Source organism: Streptomyces prunicolor (assembly GCF_045162825.1).
Lineage (GTDB): Bacteria > Actinomycetota > Actinomycetes > Streptomycetales > Streptomycetaceae > Streptomyces > Streptomyces prunicolor.
The window spans coordinates 5,614,492-5,635,306 of the sequence record NZ_CP108676.1 but is presented as its reverse complement, the minus strand read 5'-3'; the positions used below and the strand labels follow the sequence as shown (position 1 = coordinate 5,635,306).

Here is a 20,815-nt window from a genome sequence, read left to right as displayed (position 1 = left end):
GGATCAGTATGTCCATAGCGAGTCGTGTCACTGTGCGTCGCCTGCTGGGGACGGGCGCCGCCTCCCTCGCCCTCGCCGCGGCCTCCGTCGGCGCCGCCTCCGGCGCCTGGGCCACCAGCGGCCACGACGGCGGTGACGGCTGGAAGTCCGGTGGCCACTACCGGCCCGGCTCAGGCGCCGGTACGGTCACCGAGACCGAGGGCTGCCAGTTCTCGCTGGACGGCACGGCCTTCTTCCCCTCCGTCAAGGTCGACGACCAGAACCTGAAGCCCACCGACGACGGCAAGATCCACATCAAGGTCCGCACCGCCGGTGACGCCGGCAGCTGCACCGCCTCGCTCGCCTCGTACATCGCCCACGGCCCGACCTTCGCCACCTCCGGGCAGCAGGTCTTCGTCGACTTCGACACGGTGACCGTGAAGAAGGGCCAGACCGACTCGCTCGACATCGCGGTGCCGGACGAGGGCTGCTTCGCGCAGATCGACCTCTACCGCGGCGCGGTCAAGTTCGACGGCAACCCCGCCGCCGGTGACGGCCTCGTCCACGGCGACCTGCCCAAGGGCCCCGACCACACGGTCATCAAGGACAAGCTGATCGCGGCCTGGAACGGCGGCACGAAGGACTGCACGACCACCGAGTCCCAGCCCCCGTCGCCGTCCGCCCCGGCCTCGGTCCCGCCGTCGGTCCCGGAGTCCACCCCGCCCGCCTCCGAGTCCTCGACCCCGACGCCGAGCGCCTCCGAGTCGACCCCGGAGTCCGCCACCCCGACCCCGGCCGACTCCGAGTCGACCACTCCCGCGACGGCACCCTCGCCCAACGGCGGTGGCGGCGACCTCGCGGAGACCGGCGGCGGCGGCAGCGGCGTACTGATCGGCGGGGCCGCGGTGCTGCTGGCGGGCGGCGCGGCGATCGTGGTGGCCACGCGGCGCAGGCGGGCTTCGCACTCGTAGGAAAAGAGAGCAGTTAGGGATACACCCCCTTGGGGATGTATCCCTAACTGTCCGCGACCTGGTTGTTCCACATGCGGAACATGCTGCATTTTCCGTTCTTGTCGAACGTCACGGTCCAGAGATTGGCGAAGGTACCGAGTTCCTTGTACCTGCCGGTTCCCTGGATTGCCGCGGTGTCCCCGTTGATGGCGAGGAGGGACCAGGCGAACTCCCAGCCGCCCTCCTGCCACTGTGCCCGACCGCGCCAGCCTTTGACGATCGCCTCGCGACCGATCCAGTCGGTCTCGTACGGCTGTTCGTGGTACTCGGCCCGCAGGGTGAACAACGCGGCGATGTCCTTCTTCGTGTTGCTGCTCCACGCCCGCTCGTAGCCCTCGACCCAGGTGCTTACCTGCTGCTCTGTCACCATCGGGGTTGCCTTTCCTCGCGGGGTTTCGTGCTGTTCATGACGGGCGCCCGTCGAGCGAGCGTCAGGTCCGCCGGAAGGCGGCGGACGTGAGTCCGTTGACGGTGGTGTCGCCCTGCTGGAAGCCGATGCCGACCTCGTCCACGAACGGGTGCGGATAGTCGAGAGCGGGGGTCGTCAGCGCGTCCAGTTCGGCGAGGTGCGCGGCCTCCAGGACCACGTCGGCCGAGGCCAGGTTGTCCTCCAGCTGTGCCAGGGTGCGGGCCCCGACGAGGACAGAGGTGACAGGCTGCTGCTGGCGCACCCAGGCCAGCGACACCCGGGCCACGGTCGTACCGAGGTCCTTCGCGATGCGCTCCAGCGTATCCAGGACGACGAACGTCGGCTCGGTCAGCAGCGGAACGGCGTACCCGGCCCGCCCGGAATCCGGATGGTCGGTGGCGGTGCGGGAGTACTTGCCGGACAGGACCCCCGAGGCCAGCGGGCTCCAGGGCGTGATACCCAGGCCGAACGCACGGGCGGCGCCGAACTGCTCCCCCTCCACGGTCCGGGCGAGCAGCGAGTACTCCACCTGGAGCGCCGCGACGGACTCCCAGCCGCGCAGCCGGGCGGTCGTGGCGGCCTGGCCGACCCACCACGCAGGCGTGTTGGACAGGCCGAAGCTGCGGATCTTCCCCGTGCGTACCAGGTCGTTCAGGGTCGAGAGCGTCTCCTCCAGCGGGGTGTGCCGGTCCCACATGTGCATCCAGTACACGTCGACGTACTCGGTGTTCAGGCGCCGCAGCGACGCGTCCAACTGCGTGAGGACGGCCTTGCGCCCGGCACCGCCGGCGTTCGGGTCACCGGGGTTCAAGGTGCCGCCGAACTTGGTCGCGAGCACGATGCGGTCGCGCACGCCGGGGCGCTGTGCGAAGTACGCGCCCAGCGTCGACTCCGACGCCCCGCCGTTGTACTGGTTGGCCGTGTCGACGAAGTTGCCGCCCTCATCCAGGTAGCGGTCGACGATGGCGAAGGACTCCTCGGGCGCGGATCCCCAGCTGCCGTCGTCGAAGGTCATCGTGCCCAGAGCCAGGGGGCTCACCCTCAACCCCGTACGTCCGAGCGTGACGTACGTGCTCAGCCTCGTCATGCCGTGCCATCTCCTCTGCCGTGACCGGTACCGGCGACACATCGCCGACAGCAGAGTCACCTGGGTGGCGAATCCGAGGAAGGCCGCGCCAGAGGGGGTGCCGCATTCCTAGGAGCGGGAACCTCCCTCGACCGTCTCCAGCCACAGCTTCACGAACCGCTCCACATCCACGTCCAACCCCACGTCCACCAGGGCCTGTTCGCGGGCGCCGTCATGGATCTCGGACTCGCCGTGGCGCGGGCGGCGGTCGACGATCGTCTGGCCGCGCCCCGGCCCCGGGGCGAGGGAGACCTCGACCGGCAGGAGGCGGGTGGTGAGGCCGCCCGGGTCGGCGACCGCGCAGACCGCGCCCGCGTCGCCGAGGCCACCGGTGGGGGTGGGATCGCCGGAGGCGGCCGGGTCACGGTGGGCCAGCAGGTCGCCGGCCAGCTTCAGCCGGGGCTCCGCGCTCTCCCGCAACCGCTGCACGTCGGCGGCGGGGACCTGGACCCGTTCGAACACATCCAGCCCGTACATCGTGATCGGCACCCCGGCGGTGAGCAGGATCGCGGCCGCCTCCGGGTCGTGCCACACGTTGAACTCCGCGACCGGCGTGGCGTTCCCGACCGCCACCGCGCCGCCCATGAACACGATCCGCTCGATGTTGCGGGTGACCTCCGGGAACGTACGCAGCAGCAGCGCGATGTTCGTCAGCGGCGCGGTCGGGATGAGCGTGACCGGGCTCGGCGAGGCGAGGATCTCGCGCCGCAGCAGGGTCACCGCGTCCACGTCGACGGGCGTCCGTGCGGAGTCGGGCAGCCCCATGTCGCCCATGCCGTCCTGCCCGTGGACGTGCGCGGCCGAACGGGCCGGCTCGATCAGCGGCCGGGCCGCACCGCGCGCGACCGGGATGTCACCGGCACCGGCGTGGTCCAGGACGATCAGCGTGTTCCGTACGACCTGGTCGACGTCCGTGTTCCCCGCGACACAGGTGACCGCGCGCAGGTCGAGGCCCGGGTGCCGGACGGCGAACAGCAGCGCCAGCGCGTCGTCGACCCCCGTGTCGCAGTCGATGATCACGGGGATGGGCTGACCGGTCACGGCAGGCTCCTCTCGGAAAAGATCAGAAACGATCAGAAACGATTCGGCGGATCAAGGCCGACCTTACGCATCCGCCCACAGCTCGGCACCGCGCGCCCGGACCCGGACGCCGATGTGGTGCAGGAGTTCGGCGGGCGCCAGCGGCTCGACCCGACGGCCGTCCCGCAGTCGTACGGCGACCAGGCCGGCGGCGGCCTCCCGTTCGCCGATCACCGCCTGGTACGGGACGAGTCGCGCCGCCCGGACGCGGGCACCGAGGCTGCCCTCGGCGACCACCTCGACGCGCAGCCCTTGGGCGAGGGCCCGCTCCGCGAGGTCGTACGCCTGCGCCGCCTGGGCCTCCGACACCGGGAGGACCGCCAGCTGCACCGGCGCCAGCCACGCCGGGAACGCGCCCCCGTGCTCCTCCATCAGCTGCGCCACCGCCCGTTCCACACTCCCGATGACGCTGCGGTGCACCATCACCGGCCGGTGTTTCGCGCCGTCGGCGCCGATGTAGTGCAGGTCGAAGCGTTCGGGCTGGTGGAAGTCGATCTGGACGGTGGAGAGGGTGGCCTCGCGACCGGCTCCGTCCACGATCTGGACGTCGATCTTCGGGCCGTAGAAGGCGGCTTCGCCCTCGGCGGACTCGTAGTCGACCCCGGAGGTGTCGAGAACCTCCTTCAGCATCGCGGTGGCCCGCCGCCAAAGGGCCGGATCCGCAACGTACTTGCCGCCCTCTCCCGGCAGCGAAAGCCGATAGCGGGAGGCACGGATGCCGAGGTCGGCGTACGCGCGGGCGATGAGGTCCAGGGCGGTGCGGGCCTCCTCGACGGCCTGGTCCAGGGTGCAGAAGATATGGGCGTCGTTGAGCTGGATGGCACGGACGCGGGTCAGTCCGCCGAGGACGCCGGAGAGTTCGGAGCGGTACATGCCGCCCAACTCTGCGATACGGAGGGGGAGTTCGCGGTAACTGTGGGAGCGGGAACGGTAGATCAGGGCGTGGTGGGGACAGAGGCTGGGCCGCAACACGACTTCCTCCGCGCCCAGTTCCATCGGCGGGAACATGTCCTCGCTGTAGTGCGACCAGTGCCCGGAGATCTCGTACAACTCCCGCTTGCCGAGCACGGGCGAGTACACGTGCCGGTACCCGGCGGCATACTCCAACTCCCGTACATACTCCTCCAGTTCATGCCGTACGGTCGCGCCGTCGGGGAGCCAGTACGGCAGGCCCGCGCCCATCAGCGGGTCGGTGTCGAAGAGGTCGAGTTCGCGGCCGAGACGGCGGTGGTCGTGGTCGTACATGGCGGGACTCCTCGCAGTAGGGGGCGGGACGAGGAATCCGGCGACGACAAAGCCCCGGGGCACTCGCCCCGGGGCTTCGACTCGGTTCAGCAGTCAGCGCGCCGGGACAGTCTCCGGCGTCGTCGTCCAGGAGGACGGGAACGGTTTGGCACGCTTCATGCGGCGGACGCTAGCAGTCGTATGAAGACTCCGGCCATGGATTTTCGGGTGCGGCGCCGTGGGGGCTGGTCGCGCCCGCGCGGCGGTAGCCGCAAATCAAACACAGCCCCGCGCCCCTAGGAGGTTGGCGTCCAGGTTCGTTTTTAGGGGCGCGGGGAACTGCGCGACCAGCCCCCACCGGCCCGCACCCGACCCACAACCGAATCGGGCCTCTCACCCGGACGGCCCGGCGCGCTGGTGAGCAGGCCTGGGCGGTGGTGCCGTTGGGGGACGCACCCCGTGCACGGCACCCCGCCCCCGGAGGGACCCTCGATGACCCGCACCCCGGCCCTGATCCTCCTCACCGCGGGCACACTGCTGACCACGGCCGGCTGCGCCAACGAGGCCATCCTGCACAAGGTGACGACCGCCCCCTCCCCCTCGGCCGTGCGGACACCCCCCGCCGCCCACGCCTCCCCCGCCGCCGCCCCCGTCCTCACCCCCGCCCAGGCACAGGCCGCGCTGATCACGGAGGCCGACCTGGGTGCTCCCTGGACCCCGACCCAGGGCACGGCGACCTGGCGGGACACCCTGCTGAAGGCGAAGACGACGGCACCCGACTGCCAACGCCTCCTGGACGCCCTCTACGCCGACGAACTCCTCGGCACCCCCGCCACCACCCAGGCGGTGACCACCCTGGACGACCCCGACGACGAGGCCCAACTCCGTTACCAGGTGGCCGCGTTCAAACCGGCGGACGTGGACCGTACGCTGACCTGGCTGAAGACACTCCCGCAGAAGTGCGCGACCTTCACGGCGACGACAACCCGCTCCGGCACCCAGACCGTCACGGTCACAGAAGCCACCCTCCCCACCGTCGGCGACGCCCGCGAGGGCCTCCACCTCACCCTCACCGGCACCACCCCCGAGGGCGACCAGTCCACCCTCACCATCGACACCGCCGCCGTCCGCGTCGGCGACGACACCATCACCGTCACGAACGGCGGCCTGGGGAACGTGCCCGTGGACGCGACGCAGCAGGCGCTGGAGATCGGGGCACAGCGACTCACGGATGTGCAGAAGCAGGGGCGGGTGCAGATCTAGCCCCCTCCCGCAAAGTGACTCAGGCGTCGACAGGTCGACGGGCCCGCGCCGACCGCCCCTCCAGATGCACCACCACACTCGCGTGGAAACGGTCCACGGACTCGTCGACGCTGCGGATGAAGCCCGATTCGGCGGTGCCCCGGGTGTTGCCCATGCCCCTGAAGAGGGAGAGCCGGAAGCCGGTGATCTGGGCTCCGTTCTTGGGGAGGATGTCGGCCGGTTCGGGGCGCAGGCGTTCCGGTGTCCCCCGCATCGCCCGGCGCCTGCCTGCCCAAACGGGCCCGCGCCCCGCCGGGAGACACGGGGACGCTCCGAACTACCTTTTTCCCCCTGTCACCACGGGAGAGCAGGGGACACGGGCAGAGAGCAGCGCGGGAACAGCGTCCCCCGCGTCCCCGACCGCTCCCACGACGGAACGACGAAGCCCAGCCCGGAGCATCCGGAGTGTGGTCAGCCGTAGGAGGCCGACCACTTGCCGCGTGTGAAGTGGCATACGCCGTCGGGCGTGACGTGCACGCGACTGCCGTAGATCGGCAGGCCGCCCTCTGCGTTGAGCCGGTGCCGGATGCGTTCGAGCGCGGTCCACAGTCGCCGCGGGCCGCCCTGGTGGACCGCGGGCGGATCGATCCATGTCGCCGAAGCGCGCGCCCATGAGCCGTCGGCGTGCACGAGCCACGCCGTGCGCTGCTCGCCGCGTTCCTCGTAGTGGGCCTCGACTCCGGGCACGGCGAGTTCGAGCATGGCGCGCACGTCCCACGCCTCCGCCACGTTGAGCACCGGATACCGGCCCTCGGTCACGGCCTCGCCCTCATGGTCTCGTACGGCCGCGAACAGTTCGCCCGCCCCCGGCGGGTAGTCGGCCCCGGTACGGGTGGTCATGAACCCGGCCCGGTCCCACTCGACCACCCCGCGGGCGCCGCCGTCCCCGTCTCGGGTGTCCTTGTCGGCCGTGACGATCACGTTCATACGGGCGAGGGTGGTCACCAGCCGTCCGCCGGGGCGCAGCGCGGCCAGCACGCCGGCGAGGTTGCGCAGCGCCACCATGGACACGATGCGGTCGAAGTCTCCGGGGAGCGGGCCCGTGGCATCACAGGTGACCACTCGGGGGGACACGCCCAGCGAGGCGAGCCGCGCCGTAGCGGCCCCGGTCAGGTAGGTGTCCACGTCCATGGCCGTGACGTGCTTGTCCCCGAGCCGGTGCGCCGCGAGGGCGGTACTGGCCCCGGTGCCCGTGCCGATCAGACCGAGGTCGGCGCCGTCGTACACCTGCCCGTGCCGCAGCATCCGCACCACCAGACCGGGCATGGTGCTTGATGAGGTGGGAAGTCCGGTCGGCCGGTCGTCGGAGCGCGCGTCGTCGGCGTGCAGCGGGCCGACCCTGGTGACAAGGGACGTGTCCGAGTAGGCCGCGCGCAGCCACGCCGACTCGTCCGCCGGACCGTCGCGCAGCGCCCACGTACCGCCGCCCGCCGGTTCCCACCACCGGGGCACGAAGACGTGCCGGGGGGTGGTAGCGACCGCGTCCCGCCACCGGGAGACAGATGGAGTCACCTCGGCTGCGAGCCGTTCCGCGTGTGGTTTCCAGTCCATCAGCGGCCTCACTCGTTGTACTTCGGGTCGCACGCGTCCTGCTCTGCGGGCGAGCAGTCGCCGCCGTCCGACGCGGGCTTGCAGTCAGGGTCACACGGGTTGCCGTCCGCGCGGGCCGGAATCACGCGCAGCGCCTCGGCCCACGCCTCACCGCCCAGGATGGCCGCCAGGCCGCGTTCCCGGACGTTGCCCGTGGTCAGCCAGCGCGACATCACGCACGGCGTCACCTCACCCGTGGGCAGCACGGCCGCCTGACCGTAACCGCAGCGCCCGCACAGCTCCGCCGGGTCCGCCCCGACCGTGGGCAGGGAGGCGCGGCCGACGCGCCGTGTCCGGTCCGTGCGGATCGTCGTCACACCGAGCGCCTCAAGTTCCCGGCGTGCCTCGGTCACGCGCTGCCCCGGGAGGACGGACACGATGCCGACGCGCAGCGGGATACCGCGCCGTACGGCCTCGGCGATGTTCGCCCGGGTCCGTTCGTAGCTGCCCGGACGGGTCGTGATCGCGTCGTGTTCCCCGGCACGGTCGCTGTAGTAGCTGGTGGCCAGCTTCACGCCCGCGCGGGCGAGCACGCCCCACCAACCGGGCTTGATGTGGAACAAGTTGCTGTAGACCTCGACCCCGAGACCGAAGCTCAGCGCATGGTCGACCAACTCGGCCCACGCCGGATGGGTGGTCGGCTCACCGCCGATGAGCTGCACCTCGCGCACGCCCAGCGCCGCCGCGTCACTGATCACACGCCGCCAGTCGTCGGCCCTCATCGCGCCGTGTGTGCCGTTCGGCCCCGAGTCGGCGAAACACTGCGTGCACTGGAGCTGACAGGCCCCGGTGATCTCCAGCTCGACGACCCTCGGCGCGGTCGTCGAGGACGCCGCCGGATTCTCCATGACCGTGCTCATTGCCGCTCCCTTGGTGTTGGTGTTCGGCTGCGGCCCGTCCCTGCCGGGGCTTCTCAGTGACGTAGGGGGAACATCCTGATGGGCTGCGCCCGGCAGGGACGGGGGTCTGTGGGTGAGGGACATGTGCCTTCACGGCAACGGGTGCTGAACAACGGCCACGATGATCACGGCCAACAGGCTGCCGACGCTGCTCGCCATGAGCACCCCGCTCCAGAAGGCGCCGTCGGTCGTAGCCTTCCGGCCGCGCAAGCGCCTCATGACGCGCGTACGCGTGTGACACGCGCCGGTTCGAGGCCGGTCGGAAGGCCGTCCAGGGGTTCCATGACCGCGTAGTCCGCGAAGTTCCGGCGGTAGCGCGTGTGCCCGGTCTCCTGGGTGTGCTTGCGCTGCCACTCCTCGACCTCCGCCGGGTGGGGCCATACGCCGGACTCGGCGCCGCACTCGGAATCGTCGCCCGAGACGCACCGCGCTTCGTACTCCGGTTCCGCCGTCGCGTCCTGCACGATCGTGAAGGGCACGTAGCGGAAGATCCGGCGAGTCATCCGCAGTGCTCCCGTCGCTGGTGCTGACGCATCAACACGTTGGCGTCGGTCTCCTTGCTGCGGTCGAACTCCGCCTGAGCGGCCTCACGTTGCCCGGCGAGTTCGGCGCACGTCGCGCAACCCGGGACCGGAGCGGGCGGACGGCTCAGGTCGGCACCCGGCGCGATCACAGCGCCTTGCGCGGCGCGGTCGTTGGCCGCCCTCACCTCGGCACTCAGCCGCTCCGCCGCCGTGGCCGGCCGGATCCTGGCCGGGTCGGCCTGCCACTCCCGGCCACCGCCCACCGGGCGCAGCATCACGTACGGCCCCGTCTTGTCCTGGTACGCCCCGACCTTGCGGGTCACCAGGTCGTAGACCAACGTGCCCTGTCCTGGGGGCTGTTCCTCTGCCTGCTGTGTCATCGTCGCTCCGTGCACGTCCGTGTGCGCACCCCGAGTAAGTGGGTAGTCACGCACTGCGTTTCCAGTCACTATCAACATGGCCGATCGGGCAGGCCGGACACACCGGGGGACTGTCACCGAACCCCTTGGGTGACAGCGGGTCGATGAGACGAGAGGTGCGGTGCAGTGGAGTTGACCAGCGAGGACGGCAAACTCACGCCCCGGGTCAGGCTCGGCAGGCGACTGCGTCGGCTCCGCGAGCGCAAGGGGCTGTCGCTGCGTCAGCTCTCCGAGCGGGTGGGTGGTTACTCGCACAGTTACCTGGGGCGGGTGGAACTCGGGGAGCAGTTGCCGTCGGAGGCGTTGGTCAACACGCTGGACGAGTTCTTCGAGACTGATGGAGTGCTGGCCGAACTGCTGGATCTGGCGCACGACATGCTGATCCCGGGTTACAGCCGTGAAGCCATCGACAAGGAGCACCAGGCTGAGCGAATTCAAGTCTTCAACAGCAATATGGTCCCTGGCCTTCTGCAAACTCCCGAATACGCCCGAGCGGCATTCCGTAAGGCGCTGCTGGGAGAGTCCGAGGAACAGATCAACGAACGGGTTGCCGTCCGCATGAAGCGACAGCGAATCCTAGAACGGGAGGAACCGCCTTATTATTGGGGAATCATGGATGAGTCGGCACTTAGGCGACCCATCGGTGGCCAACAGTGCATGAGCGCACAAATGAAGCATCTCTTGCAACTCGCTTCCCGCCCGCATGTGACCGTGCAGGTATTTCCCTTCGACAGGGGCACCCATCCCGTGCTCGGAGGGAGTCTTACCTTGCACACGCTGTCCGACGGCGCGACGATTGCCGGAGTCGAGAGCTTCGACTCAGGTGAAGCAGTAGAGTCCCCGCGAAGGGTTCTTGAGCTGACGCAGAAGTTTGACATGGCCCGCTCTGCTGCCCTCACGGACGACGAATCCCGCGACTTGATCCGCACATACTTGAAAGAGTACGAAGTTGAAGACGATTCCTGACGCATCGGCTCTGCCCGCATGGCGAAAGTCCAGTTATAGCGAGAACAACGCAGGCGGTTGTGTCGAAGTGTCGGACGGATACCCCGCCGGCGTTCCCGTCCGCGACTCCAAGGCCCCGCACGGCCCCGCGCTCATCTTCGAGACGGTCGCCTGGTCGTCGTTCGTCGACGCCGTCAAGGGTCCGGAGTTGCCCGCCTGAGCCCTCGCAACAGCCCCCGGAGCAACCGGCCCTCGCCAGCGGCGGGGGCCGTCGTCATGAAGCAACACGCGCGCCTGCTGGCCGAGTTGGCTAGCGCTGCCCGAACGTCCAGAACGCGTCAACGCTTGTCGTAAGGGTCCGCCGGTTCCTTGACCTGCTTGACCCGAGCCGCCTTGAGCACCGGGGGCCACGCTCCGTCCGTGCCGAGCTTGCCCTTCGGGATCCAGGTGCCGGTGACCGTGACCCAACTGTCCGTCTGGGGAGCGCCGTCGGCCTCGTCACCGCGGATCTCGACCTTGCTGATCGTCGCGTCGGCCGCGCAGCAGGTGACCAGGAGGCGGGTGAGGTACCAGGTGCCGTTGGAGCCGTGGGTCACGAAGCCGGTCATGCGGAGGGTGCGGCCCTTGAGGGAGTGGCCGGTGTCGTAGATCGCCCGCGAGCTGTACTGGGCCACCGAGATGTCCAGCACCTTCCCGGCGGGGAGGGCGGAGAAGGTGCCCACGCCCTGCGCCGCCCGTTGCGCCTCCTCGCGCGACGCGCTGTACGAGCCGAGTGCCGGGGGCGGGAAGAGGAGCAGGGCGAGGGCGGGAAGGGTCAACAGCCAGGCGATGCGGGGGCCGCCGTGGGAGTGGGAGTGCCCATGGTCGTGCTCCGCTTCCTCCCCCTCTTCCTCTTCCTCTTCGCTGTGCTCCTCGTGGTCGTCGTGCTCCTCGTGGTCCCGCTGCCGCATGCCCCTGACCGCCGCCACCAGGCCCAGCAGGATCAACAGCGAACCCGAGATCACCAGATACGGCCGCAACGCCGCCTGCACGTACCGCAGATACAGCTCGCTGAAGAGCGAGATCCGCAGCACCGCCCCGCCCACCAACAACAGCAGGACCGCCGAGCCGTAGCGCCTCACAGCAGCCACCACCCCACCAGCGTGCTGCTGACCACCGCCACCAGCCATGTCGCCGAAGAGAAGCGGAACGCGAAGGCGCGGCCGAACGTGCCCGCCTGCAACGCGATCAGCTTCAGGTCGACCATCGGGCCCACCACCATGAACGCCAGTTTCGCCGCCGGCGAGAAGCCGCTCAGCGAAGCCGCGACGAACGCGTCCGCCTCGCTGCACACGCACAGGACCACCGCCAGGAAGGCCAGCAGCAGGAGCGACAGCCAGGACGAACCCGTGAAGATGTCCAGGATCGAGCGCGGTACGGCGATGTTGAAGGTCGCCGCCGCTGCCGCGCCCAGCACCAGGAACCCGCCCGCGTGCAGGAAGTCGTGCTGCAACCCGGCGACGAAGGCCTTCACACCTGTGGGGGACGAAGTAGCCACCTGCTTGCGCTTCGGGAGGCGTAGCCACTCCTCCTTGCCGAATCTCGCCCAGAGCCAGCCCATCACCACCGCCGTCGCCAACGACGCGATCAACCGGCCCAGCACCATCTTCGGCTGGCCCGGGAACGCGATCGAAGTGGCCACCAGGACAACCGGGTTGATCGCCGGGGCCGACAGGAGGAAGGCGAGGGCCGCCGCCGGAGCGACCCCCCGCCGCATCAGACTGCTCGCCACCGGTACCGAGGCGCATTCACAGCCGGGGAGGACCACTCCCGCCGCGCCCGCGATGGGGACCGCGAGGGCCTGGTTGCGAGGGAGGAGCTTGGTGAACACCCGCTCGGGGACGAACGCGCCGATCGCCGCCGACACCACCGTGCCCAGCAGCAGGAACGGCACGCCCTGCACCGCCACCGCCGTGAAGACCGTCCACCAGGCGGCCACGGCCGGGGTGTAGAGGTCGAGCGCGAGCATCGGGCCGAGGACCGACACCACCGTCGCGATGGCTATGAGCGCCGCGCCGCCGATGACCGCGTAGACCATGGCGCGTACGGCCAGGCGCAGGCCGTCGACCACGGTCCGTTGGTTCTGCACGCGCACGCGCCTGTCTCATCCCGTTTCGCACCACTACGACTACGACTCGTCCGTCGCACGGTAACCGTCGGCGCTGTGCGGTATCCCCGAATTGTCAAAGAGGAGGCTGTGCGGGGGCCGGGCCCAGGGTCGTCGTGCCGGGGGCGGTGCGGTGGCCGAGGCCGGTGCGGTAGGCGTCCAGGGCCGCCTCCACCCGGCCGGTGCGGCGGAGCAGGTCGCCGAGCATGCGGCACAGGTCGGCCAGGTCGCCGGCCGCGCCCGCGCGTTCCAGCAGGCTCAGGGCGCGGACGTAGTGCTCCTCGGCCGCGTCCGTGTCCCGGGCGTCCTCGGCGATGATGCCGAGGAGGCGGTGCGCGGCGGCGGAGTGCAGGGCGCCGCGTTCGGAGCTGAGGTCGCTGAGGACGTCATGGAGGAGGGCGGCGGCCTCGTCGGACTTGCCGCGTTTGTGCAGTACGTCGGCCAGTTCTACGGCGACCTGACTGCTGTAGAGGGCCGCGCGCTTCGCCGTCAGCATGGCCAGCGCCTGTCTCAACTCGACCTCGGCGCGCTCCAGTTCGCCGTCCTGGGCGTAGACGTAGCCGCGCATCCAGTGGCAGTTGGCGAGTTCGGTGCGGAACTGGAGCTGGCGGTACAGATCGGCGGCCTTCACGAGCGAGGCGTCCGCCTCCGCGACCTTGCCCTCGGCGATCAGCGTCCGCGCCACCGAGCGGTGCATGCGGGCCAGCAGCGCCGGGTCCGCGACCTGCGGGGCGAGCGCGAGTGCCAACTCGGCTGCCTGGGCCGCCCTCGCGTGTGCGCCCATGTCCATGTACGGCCCTATCGCGCTCGCGTAGAGCAGCAGCAGGGCGTCGGGGTCGTGCAGGCCGCCGCGGTTCAGTTCGTCGAGGGTGGACTCCAACAGGTAGACGGCGTAACGGAGTTCACCGGTGAGGTAGTGGGCCACGGCACGGCCGCGGATGGCGGGTACGCGGGAGGGGAGTGGCTCGTCGGCCAGGCGTTGCTCGGCGCGCTCGAAGTGCAGGCGGGCGGCGGTCAGGTCACCGGTGTCGAGCCCGCACTCGCCGAGCCCGAGCAGCGCCACGGCCTCCTCGTCGGCCAGCCCGAGCGACTCCGCTTCCGCAAGGAGATCGGCGTACTGCTCGGCGGCCTCCTCCGACTCCCCTGTGGCCAGGGTGCGTTGGGCCTCGGTCAGGCGCAGCCGCAGTTCGGTGGCGAGGTGGGCGGGGCGGCCGGTGGCCAACTCGTCGTAGGCGACGCCGAGTCGGTCGGCGAGGTGGCGCAGCGCGTCGTCGGAGGGGCGGACCCGGCCGGCCTCCAGCGTGGAGATGTACGCGGGTGTGTAGGCGGGCTCGGCCAACTGCCGCTGGGTGAGCCCGCGTTCGTGCCGCAACTGCTGGACCCTGCGCCCGATGACTTCCGGGTCGTCCCGTCTCACCATGCGATTAATCATGCCAGTAAGCCGAGTTACGGACTGGCCGGTAACTCGGTTACACGGGAAGTGAGTTGATGAAGGTCCGCGATCAGGTCGTACGACTCCTCCACCGGGAGGGCGTCGGCCTGCAGGCGGGCGTATTTGACCGAACGCTCCCTGATGACCTCGGGGTCGGCGGTCATGTGCGCCCGGTCGTAGCTCTCGGAGTAGTAGATGTCGGGGTCGGCGTCGAAGCGCAGCAGGTTGAAGGAGCCCACCATCCCGGTGTGGACGCCCGCGGTGAACGGCAGCACCTGGATGTTCACCCAGGGGTGGTCCCGGTAGGTCAGCAGCCGGGCGAGCTGACTGCGCATGACCTCACGGCCGCCGACCTCGCGGAGCAGCACGGCCTCGTCGAGGATCACCCACACCGCGGGCGGCCGGGTCCGCTCCAGGATGCGCTGGCGTTCCATGCGCGCCGCGACCAGGTCCTCGACCTTGTCCGGGTGGTCGACGGCGACCAGCGCCGCCGCGTACTCCGGGGTCTGGAGCAGGCCGTAGACCACCTGGCACTGGTATGTGGAGATGAAGGCGGCCTTCGCCTCCATCTCGGCGTAGGGCTGGAACCAGTTCGGCAACTGGCTGCGCAGGACCAGGCCGAGCAGGCGGCTGAAGAAGCCGTCCGTCATGAACGCCGCGTCGAGGGCCTCGGCGAAGACCCGGCTCGGGACCTTCGAGGCCGTCTCGACCTGTCCGATCAGCGAGCCCGTGCAATAGATCACCTTGCCGAGCTGCTCCAGCGTCATCCCCGCCGCCTCGCGCAGGCGGCGCGCCTCGAAGCCGAAGTAGTCCAACGGGGACGCGCTCGGGTCGAGTTGGCGAACGTGGACCATGCGACAGCCACCTCCGAGTAGTTACGGCCTGTCGCCGAGCGTAATCACTCCGTGGTATTCCGGTGACTGGAATCACGTAACCCACCCGCACCCGCCTGCCGTACGGTGAAGAAATGTCCCCTTTGGCCAAGATCAGCAGCGCGTACGGGCCCCGCTTCGCGGAGTTCGCCTTCGAGCCTGCCTTCACGGCCGCGGTGGACCAGCACGTGGCTGAACTGCGCGAACGCCTGTCGGCGGCCGGCCCCGACCTCGTACCGCCGCCCCCGGACCACGCCAACCTCACGGACTACGCGCTCGGCTTCCTGGACGCGCTCGCGGAGCTGGACTGGCGGGAGCCGGTCGGGCACGACTACGCGGTGTGCAGACTGACCGCCATCAGCTGGCTGATCCACCGGCACGGCCTGCTGCCGGAGCAGCGCCGGGGTGACTGAAAAAGGGTTTCCGATGGCTCAACTCCCCTTGAAACCCTTCCCGTTGCGCACTCCCACCCTCTAAGTTAGGCACGCATTAAGCGTGCTTAACCCGTTGCTGTCACCGTTGCTCTCACTGTCGCTGTCACTGTCGTTGCGAGGTTGGTATGTCCGCGCGTTACGTCAGAGGATTCTGCGCCGCCGTCATCGCTGTCGCCGCCCTGATCGGAGCGGCCGCCGCGAGCCCGGCCAAAGCGGCCGAGACCCGTCCGGCCCACCAGGCCACGCGGGTGCTGCATCTCCACGTGGCCCGGTAGAGCTACCCGCTCCGGTCACATGCCCGACGACCCCGGCATGTCCCGTCGTCCGTCGGTCCCCATGTCCGTGCCCATGTCCGTCCGCTCGCGCACCGGCTGGTTGGCCATCGCGTCGTCGCGGCCCGACTGGTAGGCCGTGAGGCTGCCCTTGGCGTTGGTGGTCTCGCGTTCCGCCGCCGTCAGCATGCGTTCCATGCGCTGGCGCATCGGGCCGATCATGCCGCCGCCGACGCCGACGATCAGGATGCCGGCCGCGGTCGCGAGGGCCGCGTAGAGCACCGGCTGGGTGACCGAGGTCGCGATGCCCGCCTGGCCGAGGGCCGCGATCACACCGAGCGCCACGATGCAGGCCCACACGAGGGTCGCGAGCATCCTGCCGTACGACATCGAGGAGAGGGCGCTGCCGACGATCCCGCGGACCGCGTTGGCGATGGCCATCGCGACGACGACCAGGACGACCGCGACGATGCCGCGCGGGAGCCAGGCGACGATGCCGTTGATCATCGTGCTGACCGGGTTGGCGCCGAAGACGCCGAGCGCGAGCTGGAGGGTGATCAGCATCAGCGCGTAGTACACGATCTTGCAGACGATGCCGGTCATGTCGTACTTGGAGTCCCGCAACATCCGTGCCGTACCGGCCCGTTCGGAGAGTTTCTCCGAGCCGACCTTGCGCAGCACCCGGTCCAGGACGCGGGCGATCATCTTCGACACGAACCAGCCGATGGCCAGGACGACCAGGAAACCGACGAGTTTGGGCACGAACTGCGCGACCTTCGACCAGGCGTCGTTCAGTCCCTGGGTGAAGTTGATGGCCAGATTGGATGCAGGGACAGCCATGAGCGGCACTTCCTTCGGTGGGTCCTAGTGGGTCTACCGGCCCCCTTTGTTGTTCATCAGTGGATCAGCGCCGTGGCGGAGTGGCCGCGTGGACTGGGCCGTACGGGTGAGAAGCATCCGGAGGAGAAGGATCCGGCTCAGCAGATACGGCGGTACGGCGCGTCCGGTACGTACGTCCGCCACTGCGCCCGGGTCAGTTCCGCGTCGCCCGTCCGCGCGCAGACCCGGACCAGCGCCCGCTCCGGGTCCACGGCGTAGCGCTGGAGCGGGACATGGGCGCTGCCCGCGTACACCGTGCCGCCGTCCGGGCTGAACGCCAGCGAGCTGATCGCCTCGCCCGGGGTCGTCAACGGGGCGCTGCTGAGCGGCTGTTGGGTGGCCACGTCCCAGAGCTGCAGGCTGCCGCCCGCGCCGCCGACCGCGAGGGTGGCTCCGTCGGGGCTGAAGGCGACGGCCGAGACACCTTCCGGTTCGGTGCCGAGGGGAGTGGTGCCGATCGGGGCGGGGAAGACGTTGCGCAGGATGCCCTCGCGGTGGCGCAGCTGCCCGTCCCACAGGTCGACCCGGCCCGTCTGGTCACCGACCGCCAGCGTGGAGCCGTCGGCGCCGAAGGCGAGCGCGCCGATCTGGCCGCCCTGCACCAGTTCGTGCCCGGTGGACCGGCCCGAGGGCAGCGCGGCCACCCGCCCGTCGGCGACCAGCAGCCCCCCGTCCGGGCGAACGGCGAGGTGGTTGCCGGTGACGCCGGTGAGGACCGCGGTCCTGCGTCTGCGCGCGAAGTCCCAGGTCTCGTCGGCGAGTTCGCCGATGGCGGTGGTGCGGACGGCGTAGAGGGCGTGTCCGCCGTCCGGCCCGAGCGTGACCGCGACGACCGCTGCGCCGGGCAGGTCGAGCGAGGCCAGGGCGCGCCGGCGCGTCACGTCCCACACCCCGAACGGCTGCGCCACCGCGCTGCGCCCCGGTGCCGAGACGCCGTACGTGAACCGGGTGCCGTCCGGGCCGTACGCCATCAGGGGGAGGGTGTCGGAGGGGACGGTCGGGCTGGCGGGGTCGGCGGAGACGGGGACGGCGACGGGCGGGAAGGTGCGCAGGACGCGGCCGTCGGAGGTGGCGTGGAGGCGGAAGAGGTAGTGGTCGCCGGTGCGTTTCGCCGTGGCGTAGGTGCGGCCGTCCGGACTGAAGCGGACGTCGTTCAGCGCGGTGGGGTGCCATGCGGAGGTGACCGAGGCGCCCAGGTCGAGGGTGTGGACGGTGCCGCCCTCCAGGTAACGCAGGGTGTGGCCGTCGCGGTCCCAGACGAGGCCGCCGTAGAGGCGCTGGTTGTCGAGGTCGTGGCGGAAGACGGGGGCGGCGGCAGACGCGAGCCGCCAGACCCGGAGTTCCGAACCGTCCGCCGTCGCCATGAAGGCGCCGTCCGGGCTGAAGGACGCGTACTGCACCCCGGCGTCTGGGAGATCGGCGACCACGCGGCCCGTCGCGGTGTTCCACACGCGCAGTCCGGTGCCGGTGGCGGCGGCGAGCCGGTCGCCGGCGAGGGTGAGGAGGGGGGAGTCGTTGTCGCAGAGGTCGGGGTTTCGCTGCCAAGTCCCTCGCAGCGGGCTGGAGTTGACCGCGTCCCACACCTGCACGGTCCCGGCCGAACAGGCGGCCACGGTACGGCCGTCCGCGCTGACGGCGGTGAGGTCCGCGCCGGGCGCCCGCGCCTCGAACGTGACGGAGCCGTCGGCGACCGAGCGCAGCCGCACCTGGTCGCCCTCGGTGGTGAGGAGGGAACGGCCGTCGCCGGTGAAGTGGAGGTCACCGAGGTCGTGCGGGGTGGAGCCGGCGGTCCAGCGCCGGGTGGCCGTGTTCCACAGCCGCAGCGCGCCGTCGTCCTCGGTGACTTCGAGGACGTGCGCGGAGGGGTCGGCGTCGGTGACCGTGCCACCGGGCACCCGGCCCGAGCCGATGGCGCGGTGCGTGGTCACGTCCCAGGTGCGCCAGGTACGGCCGGACGCGCCGAGCAGCGTGCGGCCGCCGTCGGCGAGGACCCGCCGGGGGTTGTCGCCGGGTGCGGGGTCGGTGAAGGCATCCGTCTCCGCCTGCGCGAGCGAACCGAGCAGCGCGCGTCGGGTCTCCGGCAAGTGGTCCGTCCGCCAGGCGGCGACGCCTAGTTGGAGTGCGGTACGGGGGTCGGTGGTCCGCAGCCCGTCCGCCACGTCGGCTACCCGGCGGGCGGCGCTCTGGGTGCGTTGGCGTTCGTTGTCGTCCCGTTCGCGGGATACGGCGATTGCTGTCAACACGGCTATGGCGAGGACGGTGGCGAGGGAGGCGGTGAGGAAGCGGTGCCGTCTGCTTGTTCGGGCGGCTGTGTGGTGCTCGGCGTCACGGGCGGCGAGGGCGGCGGTGAGGAAGGCGCGTTCGGGGGTGGTCAGGGGGGCGATGGGGGTGGGGGGCTTGGGTTCAGTGTCGAGTGCGGGTTCGTGGGGGCTGGTCGCGCAGTTCCCCGCGCCCCTGAGGGGGTTGGCCCCAAGGGGGTTGGTCGCGAGGCCGTACGGCTGGCCAGCCGTACGGCCTTCGGCCTCGTCCCCCAGCCCTTCCCCGAACAACTCCTCCGCGCGAGCCAACCGCGTCCCTCGGTACAACGCCCCCGGATCCCGGTCGTGCTCCAGCCACGTACGCGCCGCCTCCGTCAGCATCCGGTGATGGCGGAGCCGTTCCCGGTCGCACTCGATCCAGTCGTGGAGGCGGGGCCAGCTGGTGAGGAGGGCCTCGTGGGCGAGGTGAACGCCGGTCTCGTCGGCGGTGAGGAGGCGGGCCCGGGTCAGGCGTTCCAGGACGACCGGTACCGCCGGGTTCGCCCACTCCGAGAGTTCCGCGCGGGTCAGGGGGCGGCGGGTGTCCGGGGTGCCCTGGCCCGGGACGACCATGCGGAGCAGCAGGTGGCGGGTGGTGTCGGCCTCGGCGGGGGACAGGGTGCCGTAGACCTCCTCCGCGGTCGCGGCGATCGCGCCCCGTACCCCACCCGCCGCCTCGTAGCCGGACAGCGTCAGCAGGCGGCCCTTGCGGCGGCGCCAGGTCTCCGCGAGGACGTGGGAGAGCATCGGGAGACCGCCGGGTTCGTCGAGGATCTCCTCGACCAGGCGTGCGGTCAGGGTCCGTTCGACCATGCAGCCGACCGCCTGGGCCGGGCCCACCACCGCCTCCCGCAGCTCCTGGGCCGTCATCGGCCCCAGCAGCAGCGCGGCCCCCCGCAGCGCGTCGGCCAAACCGCGGTGTTCGGCGCAGCGGGCGTAGAAGTCGGCGCGGACGGAGATCAGGACCCGCAGTCGGTTGTCCCCGTCGCGGGCGGCGAGCAGCAGGTCGAGGAAACGGGACCGTTCGCCCGCGTCCTGGCAGAGGGTGAAGACCTCCTCGAACTGGTCCACCACCACCCAGCTCTCCGGTTCGGAGGGAGCGGGGGTGAGGAGGTGGCCGTAGGTCGTCGCGGGGGTCGCGCCCGGTGTCAGGATGCGCAGCCTCGCCGGGCAGGTACCGTCCGCGATCTCCTCCTGGAGCCGCGCGATCAGCCCGGCCCGCAGCAGCGACGACTTGCCGCTGCCGGACGGGCCGAACAGCACCGCGAAACGGTGGTCGCGGACCAGCTCGTGGAGGTCGGCGATCACCCGGTCCCGGCCGAAGAAGAGGTGCCGGTCGGTGGGTTCGAAGCGGGCCAGTCCGCGGTACGGCGGCACCGGGCCGTCGTCGTCCGGCTCCGCCGACTCGGCGACCCGGTTCGCCTCCGCCTCGGCCTCCTTCCAGCGCGGGCCCCACTCGCCCGGATCGCCGTCGCAGGCCCGCACGTACCCCTCGACCACGGCGAGCGTCGGCAGCCGTTCGCCGGCCGCGGCCTGGGAGAGCGTGGTCGCCGAGAAACCCGCCGCCTTCGCCATCGTGCGGTACGACGGTCCGCCCGCCGCCCGGCGCAGCTCCCGCAAGGCGTGCGCGAGCCCCTGCACGGCACCGGCCCCCGGGTCGAGCGGTCTCTCGGGACGACCCATGGGGGTACCTCCGTACACCTGACGAAAGCGCTGTCTGGAGCGATGACCATACGGATGATCAGGAAACGGCGGGGTTGCCCCGAGGTGAAGGGTGAGTGACGCCGGACGGCTCCCCCGCCCCATTCGGGATCGATCGCCCTGGTCAGAAGGATGTGCCGAGCAGTACTCCGGTCTCACGTCCCGTTCGTGGCATCTCCCACACCGGACGGCTGGAACCCGATCGTGAGCAGTCCCGTCCCCGCACCACGCCCCCGGCCGCCCGGGCCTCTTCACATCCGCCGCGCATACGCTGC

At 70.7% G+C, this 20,815-nt stretch carries 20 protein-coding genes and 1 pseudogene; 6 read left to right on the top strand and 15 right to left on the bottom strand.

The genetic code is table 11. The annotated features are described in order from the left end of the window. The first annotated feature begins 8 nt into the window (after window positions 1–8). Window positions 9–950: a hypothetical protein gene (locus OG588_RS25885; RefSeq protein WP_405949365.1), complete on the top strand. Its 942-nt coding sequence runs from the start codon at window positions 9–11 to the stop codon at window positions 948–950. Between the two features lie 43 nt (window positions 951–993). Here the strand turns inward: OG588_RS25885 and OG588_RS25880 are convergent, their stop codons facing one another. From OG588_RS25880 to thrS, 4 genes are all read right to left on the bottom strand, one after another. Next, complete coding sequence (locus OG588_RS25880; protein ID WP_266859583.1) at window positions 994–1,359, bottom strand: nuclear transport factor 2 family protein; 366 nt, start codon at window positions 1,357–1,359, stop codon at window positions 994–996. A gap of 61 nt (window positions 1,360–1,420) precedes the next feature. After that, window positions 1,421–2,485, bottom strand: coding sequence for an aldo/keto reductase (locus OG588_RS25875; protein ID WP_405949364.1), 1,065 nt, complete (start codon window positions 2,483–2,485; stop codon window positions 1,421–1,423). A gap of 108 nt (window positions 2,486–2,593) precedes the next feature. Continuing rightward, complete coding sequence (locus OG588_RS25870; RefSeq protein ID WP_405949363.1) at window positions 2,594–3,565, bottom strand: nucleoside hydrolase; 972 nt, start codon at window positions 3,563–3,565, stop codon at window positions 2,594–2,596. 63 nt (window positions 3,566–3,628) lie between these two features. Beyond that, window positions 3,629–4,849, bottom strand: coding sequence for a threonine--tRNA ligase (gene thrS / locus OG588_RS25865; RefSeq protein WP_405949362.1), 1,221 nt, complete (start codon window positions 4,847–4,849; stop codon window positions 3,629–3,631). A gap of 471 nt (window positions 4,850–5,320) precedes the next feature. On the opposite strand from thrS, the gene OG588_RS25860 reads away from it, so the two are divergent. Next, window positions 5,321–6,091, top strand: coding sequence for a hypothetical protein (locus OG588_RS25860; protein WP_405949361.1), 771 nt, complete (start codon window positions 5,321–5,323; stop codon window positions 6,089–6,091). A gap of 19 nt (window positions 6,092–6,110) precedes the next feature. Here the strand turns inward: OG588_RS25860 and OG588_RS25855 are convergent. The 5 genes and pseudogenes from OG588_RS25855 to OG588_RS25835 all read right to left on the bottom strand — a co-directional run. Then, window positions 6,111–6,344: pseudogene (locus OG588_RS25855) on the bottom strand (TerD family protein); the annotation flags it as partial. Between the two features lie 197 nt (window positions 6,345–6,541). Further along, window positions 6,542–7,681 (bottom strand): methyltransferase domain-containing protein, encoded by a 1,140-nt coding sequence (locus OG588_RS25850; protein WP_405949360.1) that lies wholly within the window; start codon window positions 7,679–7,681, stop codon window positions 6,542–6,544. An 8-nt stretch (window positions 7,682–7,689) separates the two neighbouring features. Then, a complete protein-coding gene (locus OG588_RS25845) occupies window positions 7,690–8,580 on the bottom strand; it encodes a radical SAM protein (protein WP_405949359.1) in 891 nt (296 codons plus the stop codon). Window positions 8,581–8,834: 254 nt separating this feature from the next. After that, window positions 8,835–9,122: a hypothetical protein gene (locus OG588_RS25840; protein WP_405949358.1), complete on the bottom strand. Its 288-nt coding sequence runs from the start codon at window positions 9,120–9,122 to the stop codon at window positions 8,835–8,837. Next, complete coding sequence (locus OG588_RS25835) at window positions 9,119–9,523, bottom strand: hypothetical protein (RefSeq protein WP_405949357.1); 405 nt, start codon at window positions 9,521–9,523, stop codon at window positions 9,119–9,121. The genes OG588_RS25840 and OG588_RS25835 overlap by 4 nt, the downstream gene beginning before the upstream one ends. A gap of 165 nt (window positions 9,524–9,688) precedes the next feature. Here OG588_RS25835 and OG588_RS25830 point away from each other — a divergent pair, with 165 nt between their 5' ends. Both OG588_RS25830 and OG588_RS25825 read left to right on the top strand, forming a co-directional pair. Then, window positions 9,689–10,528, top strand: coding sequence for a DUF5753 domain-containing protein (locus OG588_RS25830; protein WP_405949356.1), 840 nt, complete (start codon window positions 9,689–9,691; stop codon window positions 10,526–10,528). Further along, window positions 10,512–10,727 (top strand): DUF397 domain-containing protein, encoded by a 216-nt coding sequence (locus OG588_RS25825; RefSeq protein ID WP_405949355.1) that lies wholly within the window; start codon window positions 10,512–10,514, stop codon window positions 10,725–10,727. The genes OG588_RS25830 and OG588_RS25825 overlap by 17 nt, the downstream gene beginning before the upstream one ends. Window positions 10,728–10,845: 118 nt before the next feature. Here OG588_RS25825 and OG588_RS25820 read toward each other — a convergent pair whose 3' ends face one another. The 4 genes from OG588_RS25820 to OG588_RS25805 all read right to left on the bottom strand — a co-directional run bounded on the left by OG588_RS25820 (window position 10,846) and on the right by OG588_RS25805 (window position 14,939). Then, window positions 10,846–11,628, bottom strand: coding sequence for a TIGR03943 family putative permease subunit (locus OG588_RS25820; protein ID WP_405953213.1), 783 nt, complete (start codon window positions 11,626–11,628; stop codon window positions 10,846–10,848). Then, window positions 11,625–12,584, bottom strand: coding sequence for a permease (locus tag OG588_RS25815; RefSeq protein ID WP_405953212.1), 960 nt, complete (start codon window positions 12,582–12,584; stop codon window positions 11,625–11,627). The genes OG588_RS25820 and OG588_RS25815 overlap by 4 nt, the downstream gene beginning before the upstream one ends. Before the next feature lie 145 nt (window positions 12,585–12,729). After that, window positions 12,730–14,073 (bottom strand): helix-turn-helix domain-containing protein, encoded by a 1,344-nt coding sequence (locus OG588_RS25810; RefSeq protein WP_019055289.1) that lies wholly within the window; start codon window positions 14,071–14,073, stop codon window positions 12,730–12,732. A 26-nt stretch (window positions 14,074–14,099) separates the two neighbouring features. Continuing rightward, window positions 14,100–14,939 (bottom strand): helix-turn-helix transcriptional regulator, encoded by an 840-nt coding sequence (locus tag OG588_RS25805; RefSeq protein WP_266859566.1) that lies wholly within the window; start codon window positions 14,937–14,939, stop codon window positions 14,100–14,102. Between the two features lie 113 nt (window positions 14,940–15,052). On the opposite strand from OG588_RS25805, the gene OG588_RS25800 reads away from it, so the two are divergent. Together OG588_RS25800 and OG588_RS25795 are read left to right on the top strand one after the other, a co-directional pair. Continuing rightward, window positions 15,053–15,370, top strand: a complete 318-nt coding sequence (locus tag OG588_RS25800) for a DUF6401 family natural product biosynthesis protein (protein WP_405949354.1) — start codon at window positions 15,053–15,055, stop codon at window positions 15,368–15,370. Between the two features lie 146 nt (window positions 15,371–15,516). Then, window positions 15,517–15,666 (top strand): hypothetical protein, encoded by a 150-nt coding sequence (locus tag OG588_RS25795; protein WP_019055286.1) that lies wholly within the window; start codon window positions 15,517–15,519, stop codon window positions 15,664–15,666. A 15-nt stretch (window positions 15,667–15,681) separates the two neighbouring features. On the opposite strand, the gene OG588_RS25790 is transcribed toward OG588_RS25795, so the two are convergent. Together OG588_RS25790 and OG588_RS25785 are read right to left on the bottom strand one after the other, a co-directional pair. Continuing rightward, window positions 15,682–16,503 (bottom strand): mechanosensitive ion channel family protein, encoded by an 822-nt coding sequence (locus OG588_RS25790; RefSeq protein ID WP_405949353.1) that lies wholly within the window; start codon window positions 16,501–16,503, stop codon window positions 15,682–15,684. A gap of 137 nt (window positions 16,504–16,640) precedes the next feature. Beyond that, window positions 16,641–20,522 carry a helix-turn-helix domain-containing protein gene (locus OG588_RS25785; protein ID WP_405949352.1) on the bottom strand — a complete coding sequence of 1,294 codons (3,882 nt, stop codon included), beginning with the start codon at window positions 20,520–20,522 and terminating at the stop codon, window positions 16,641–16,643. Window positions 20,523–20,815 lie beyond the last annotated feature (293 nt).

Bases quoted from the DNA above. Each gene is read 5' to 3' on its own strand.
- OG588_RS25885 (WP_405949365.1), top strand. From the start codon at position 9: ATGTCCATAGCGAGTCGTGTCACTGTGCGTCGCCTGCTGGGGACGGGC.
- OG588_RS25880 (WP_266859583.1), bottom strand. From the start codon at position 1,359: ATGGTGACAGAGCAGCAGGTAAGCACCTGGGTCGAGGGCTACGAGCGG.
- OG588_RS25875 (WP_405949364.1), bottom strand. From the start codon at position 2,485: ATGACGAGGCTGAGCACGTACGTCACGCTCGGACGTACGGGGTTGAGG.
- thrS (WP_405949362.1), bottom strand. From the start codon at position 4,849: ATGTACGACCACGACCACCGCCGTCTCGGCCGCGAACTCGACCTCTTC.
- OG588_RS25860 (WP_405949361.1), top strand. From the start codon at position 5,321: ATGACCCGCACCCCGGCCCTGATCCTCCTCACCGCGGGCACACTGCTG.
- OG588_RS25850 (WP_405949360.1), bottom strand. From the start codon at position 7,681: ATGGACTGGAAACCACACGCGGAACGGCTCGCAGCCGAGGTGACTCCA.
- OG588_RS25845 (WP_405949359.1), bottom strand. From the start codon at position 8,580: ATGAGCACGGTCATGGAGAATCCGGCGGCGTCCTCGACGACCGCGCCG.
- OG588_RS25840 (WP_405949358.1), bottom strand. From the start codon at position 9,122: ATGACTCGCCGGATCTTCCGCTACGTGCCCTTCACGATCGTGCAGGAC.
- OG588_RS25835 (WP_405949357.1), bottom strand. From the start codon at position 9,523: ATGACACAGCAGGCAGAGGAACAGCCCCCAGGACAGGGCACGTTGGTC.
- OG588_RS25815 (WP_405953212.1), bottom strand. From the start codon at position 12,584: ATGGTCTACGCGGTCATCGGCGGCGCGGCGCTCATAGCCATCGCGACG.
- OG588_RS25810 (WP_019055289.1), bottom strand. From the start codon at position 14,073: ATGGTGAGACGGGACGACCCGGAAGTCATCGGGCGCAGGGTCCAGCAG.
- OG588_RS25805 (WP_266859566.1), bottom strand. From the start codon at position 14,939: ATGGTCCACGTTCGCCAACTCGACCCGAGCGCGTCCCCGTTGGACTAC.
- OG588_RS25800 (WP_405949354.1), top strand. From the start codon at position 15,053: ATGTCCCCTTTGGCCAAGATCAGCAGCGCGTACGGGCCCCGCTTCGCG.
- OG588_RS25795 (WP_019055286.1), top strand. From the start codon at position 15,517: ATGTCCGCGCGTTACGTCAGAGGATTCTGCGCCGCCGTCATCGCTGTC.
- OG588_RS25790 (WP_405949353.1), bottom strand. From the start codon at position 16,503: ATGGCTGTCCCTGCATCCAATCTGGCCATCAACTTCACCCAGGGACTG.
- OG588_RS25785 (WP_405949352.1), bottom strand. From the start codon at position 20,522: ATGGGTCGTCCCGAGAGACCGCTCGACCCGGGGGCCGGTGCCGTGCAG.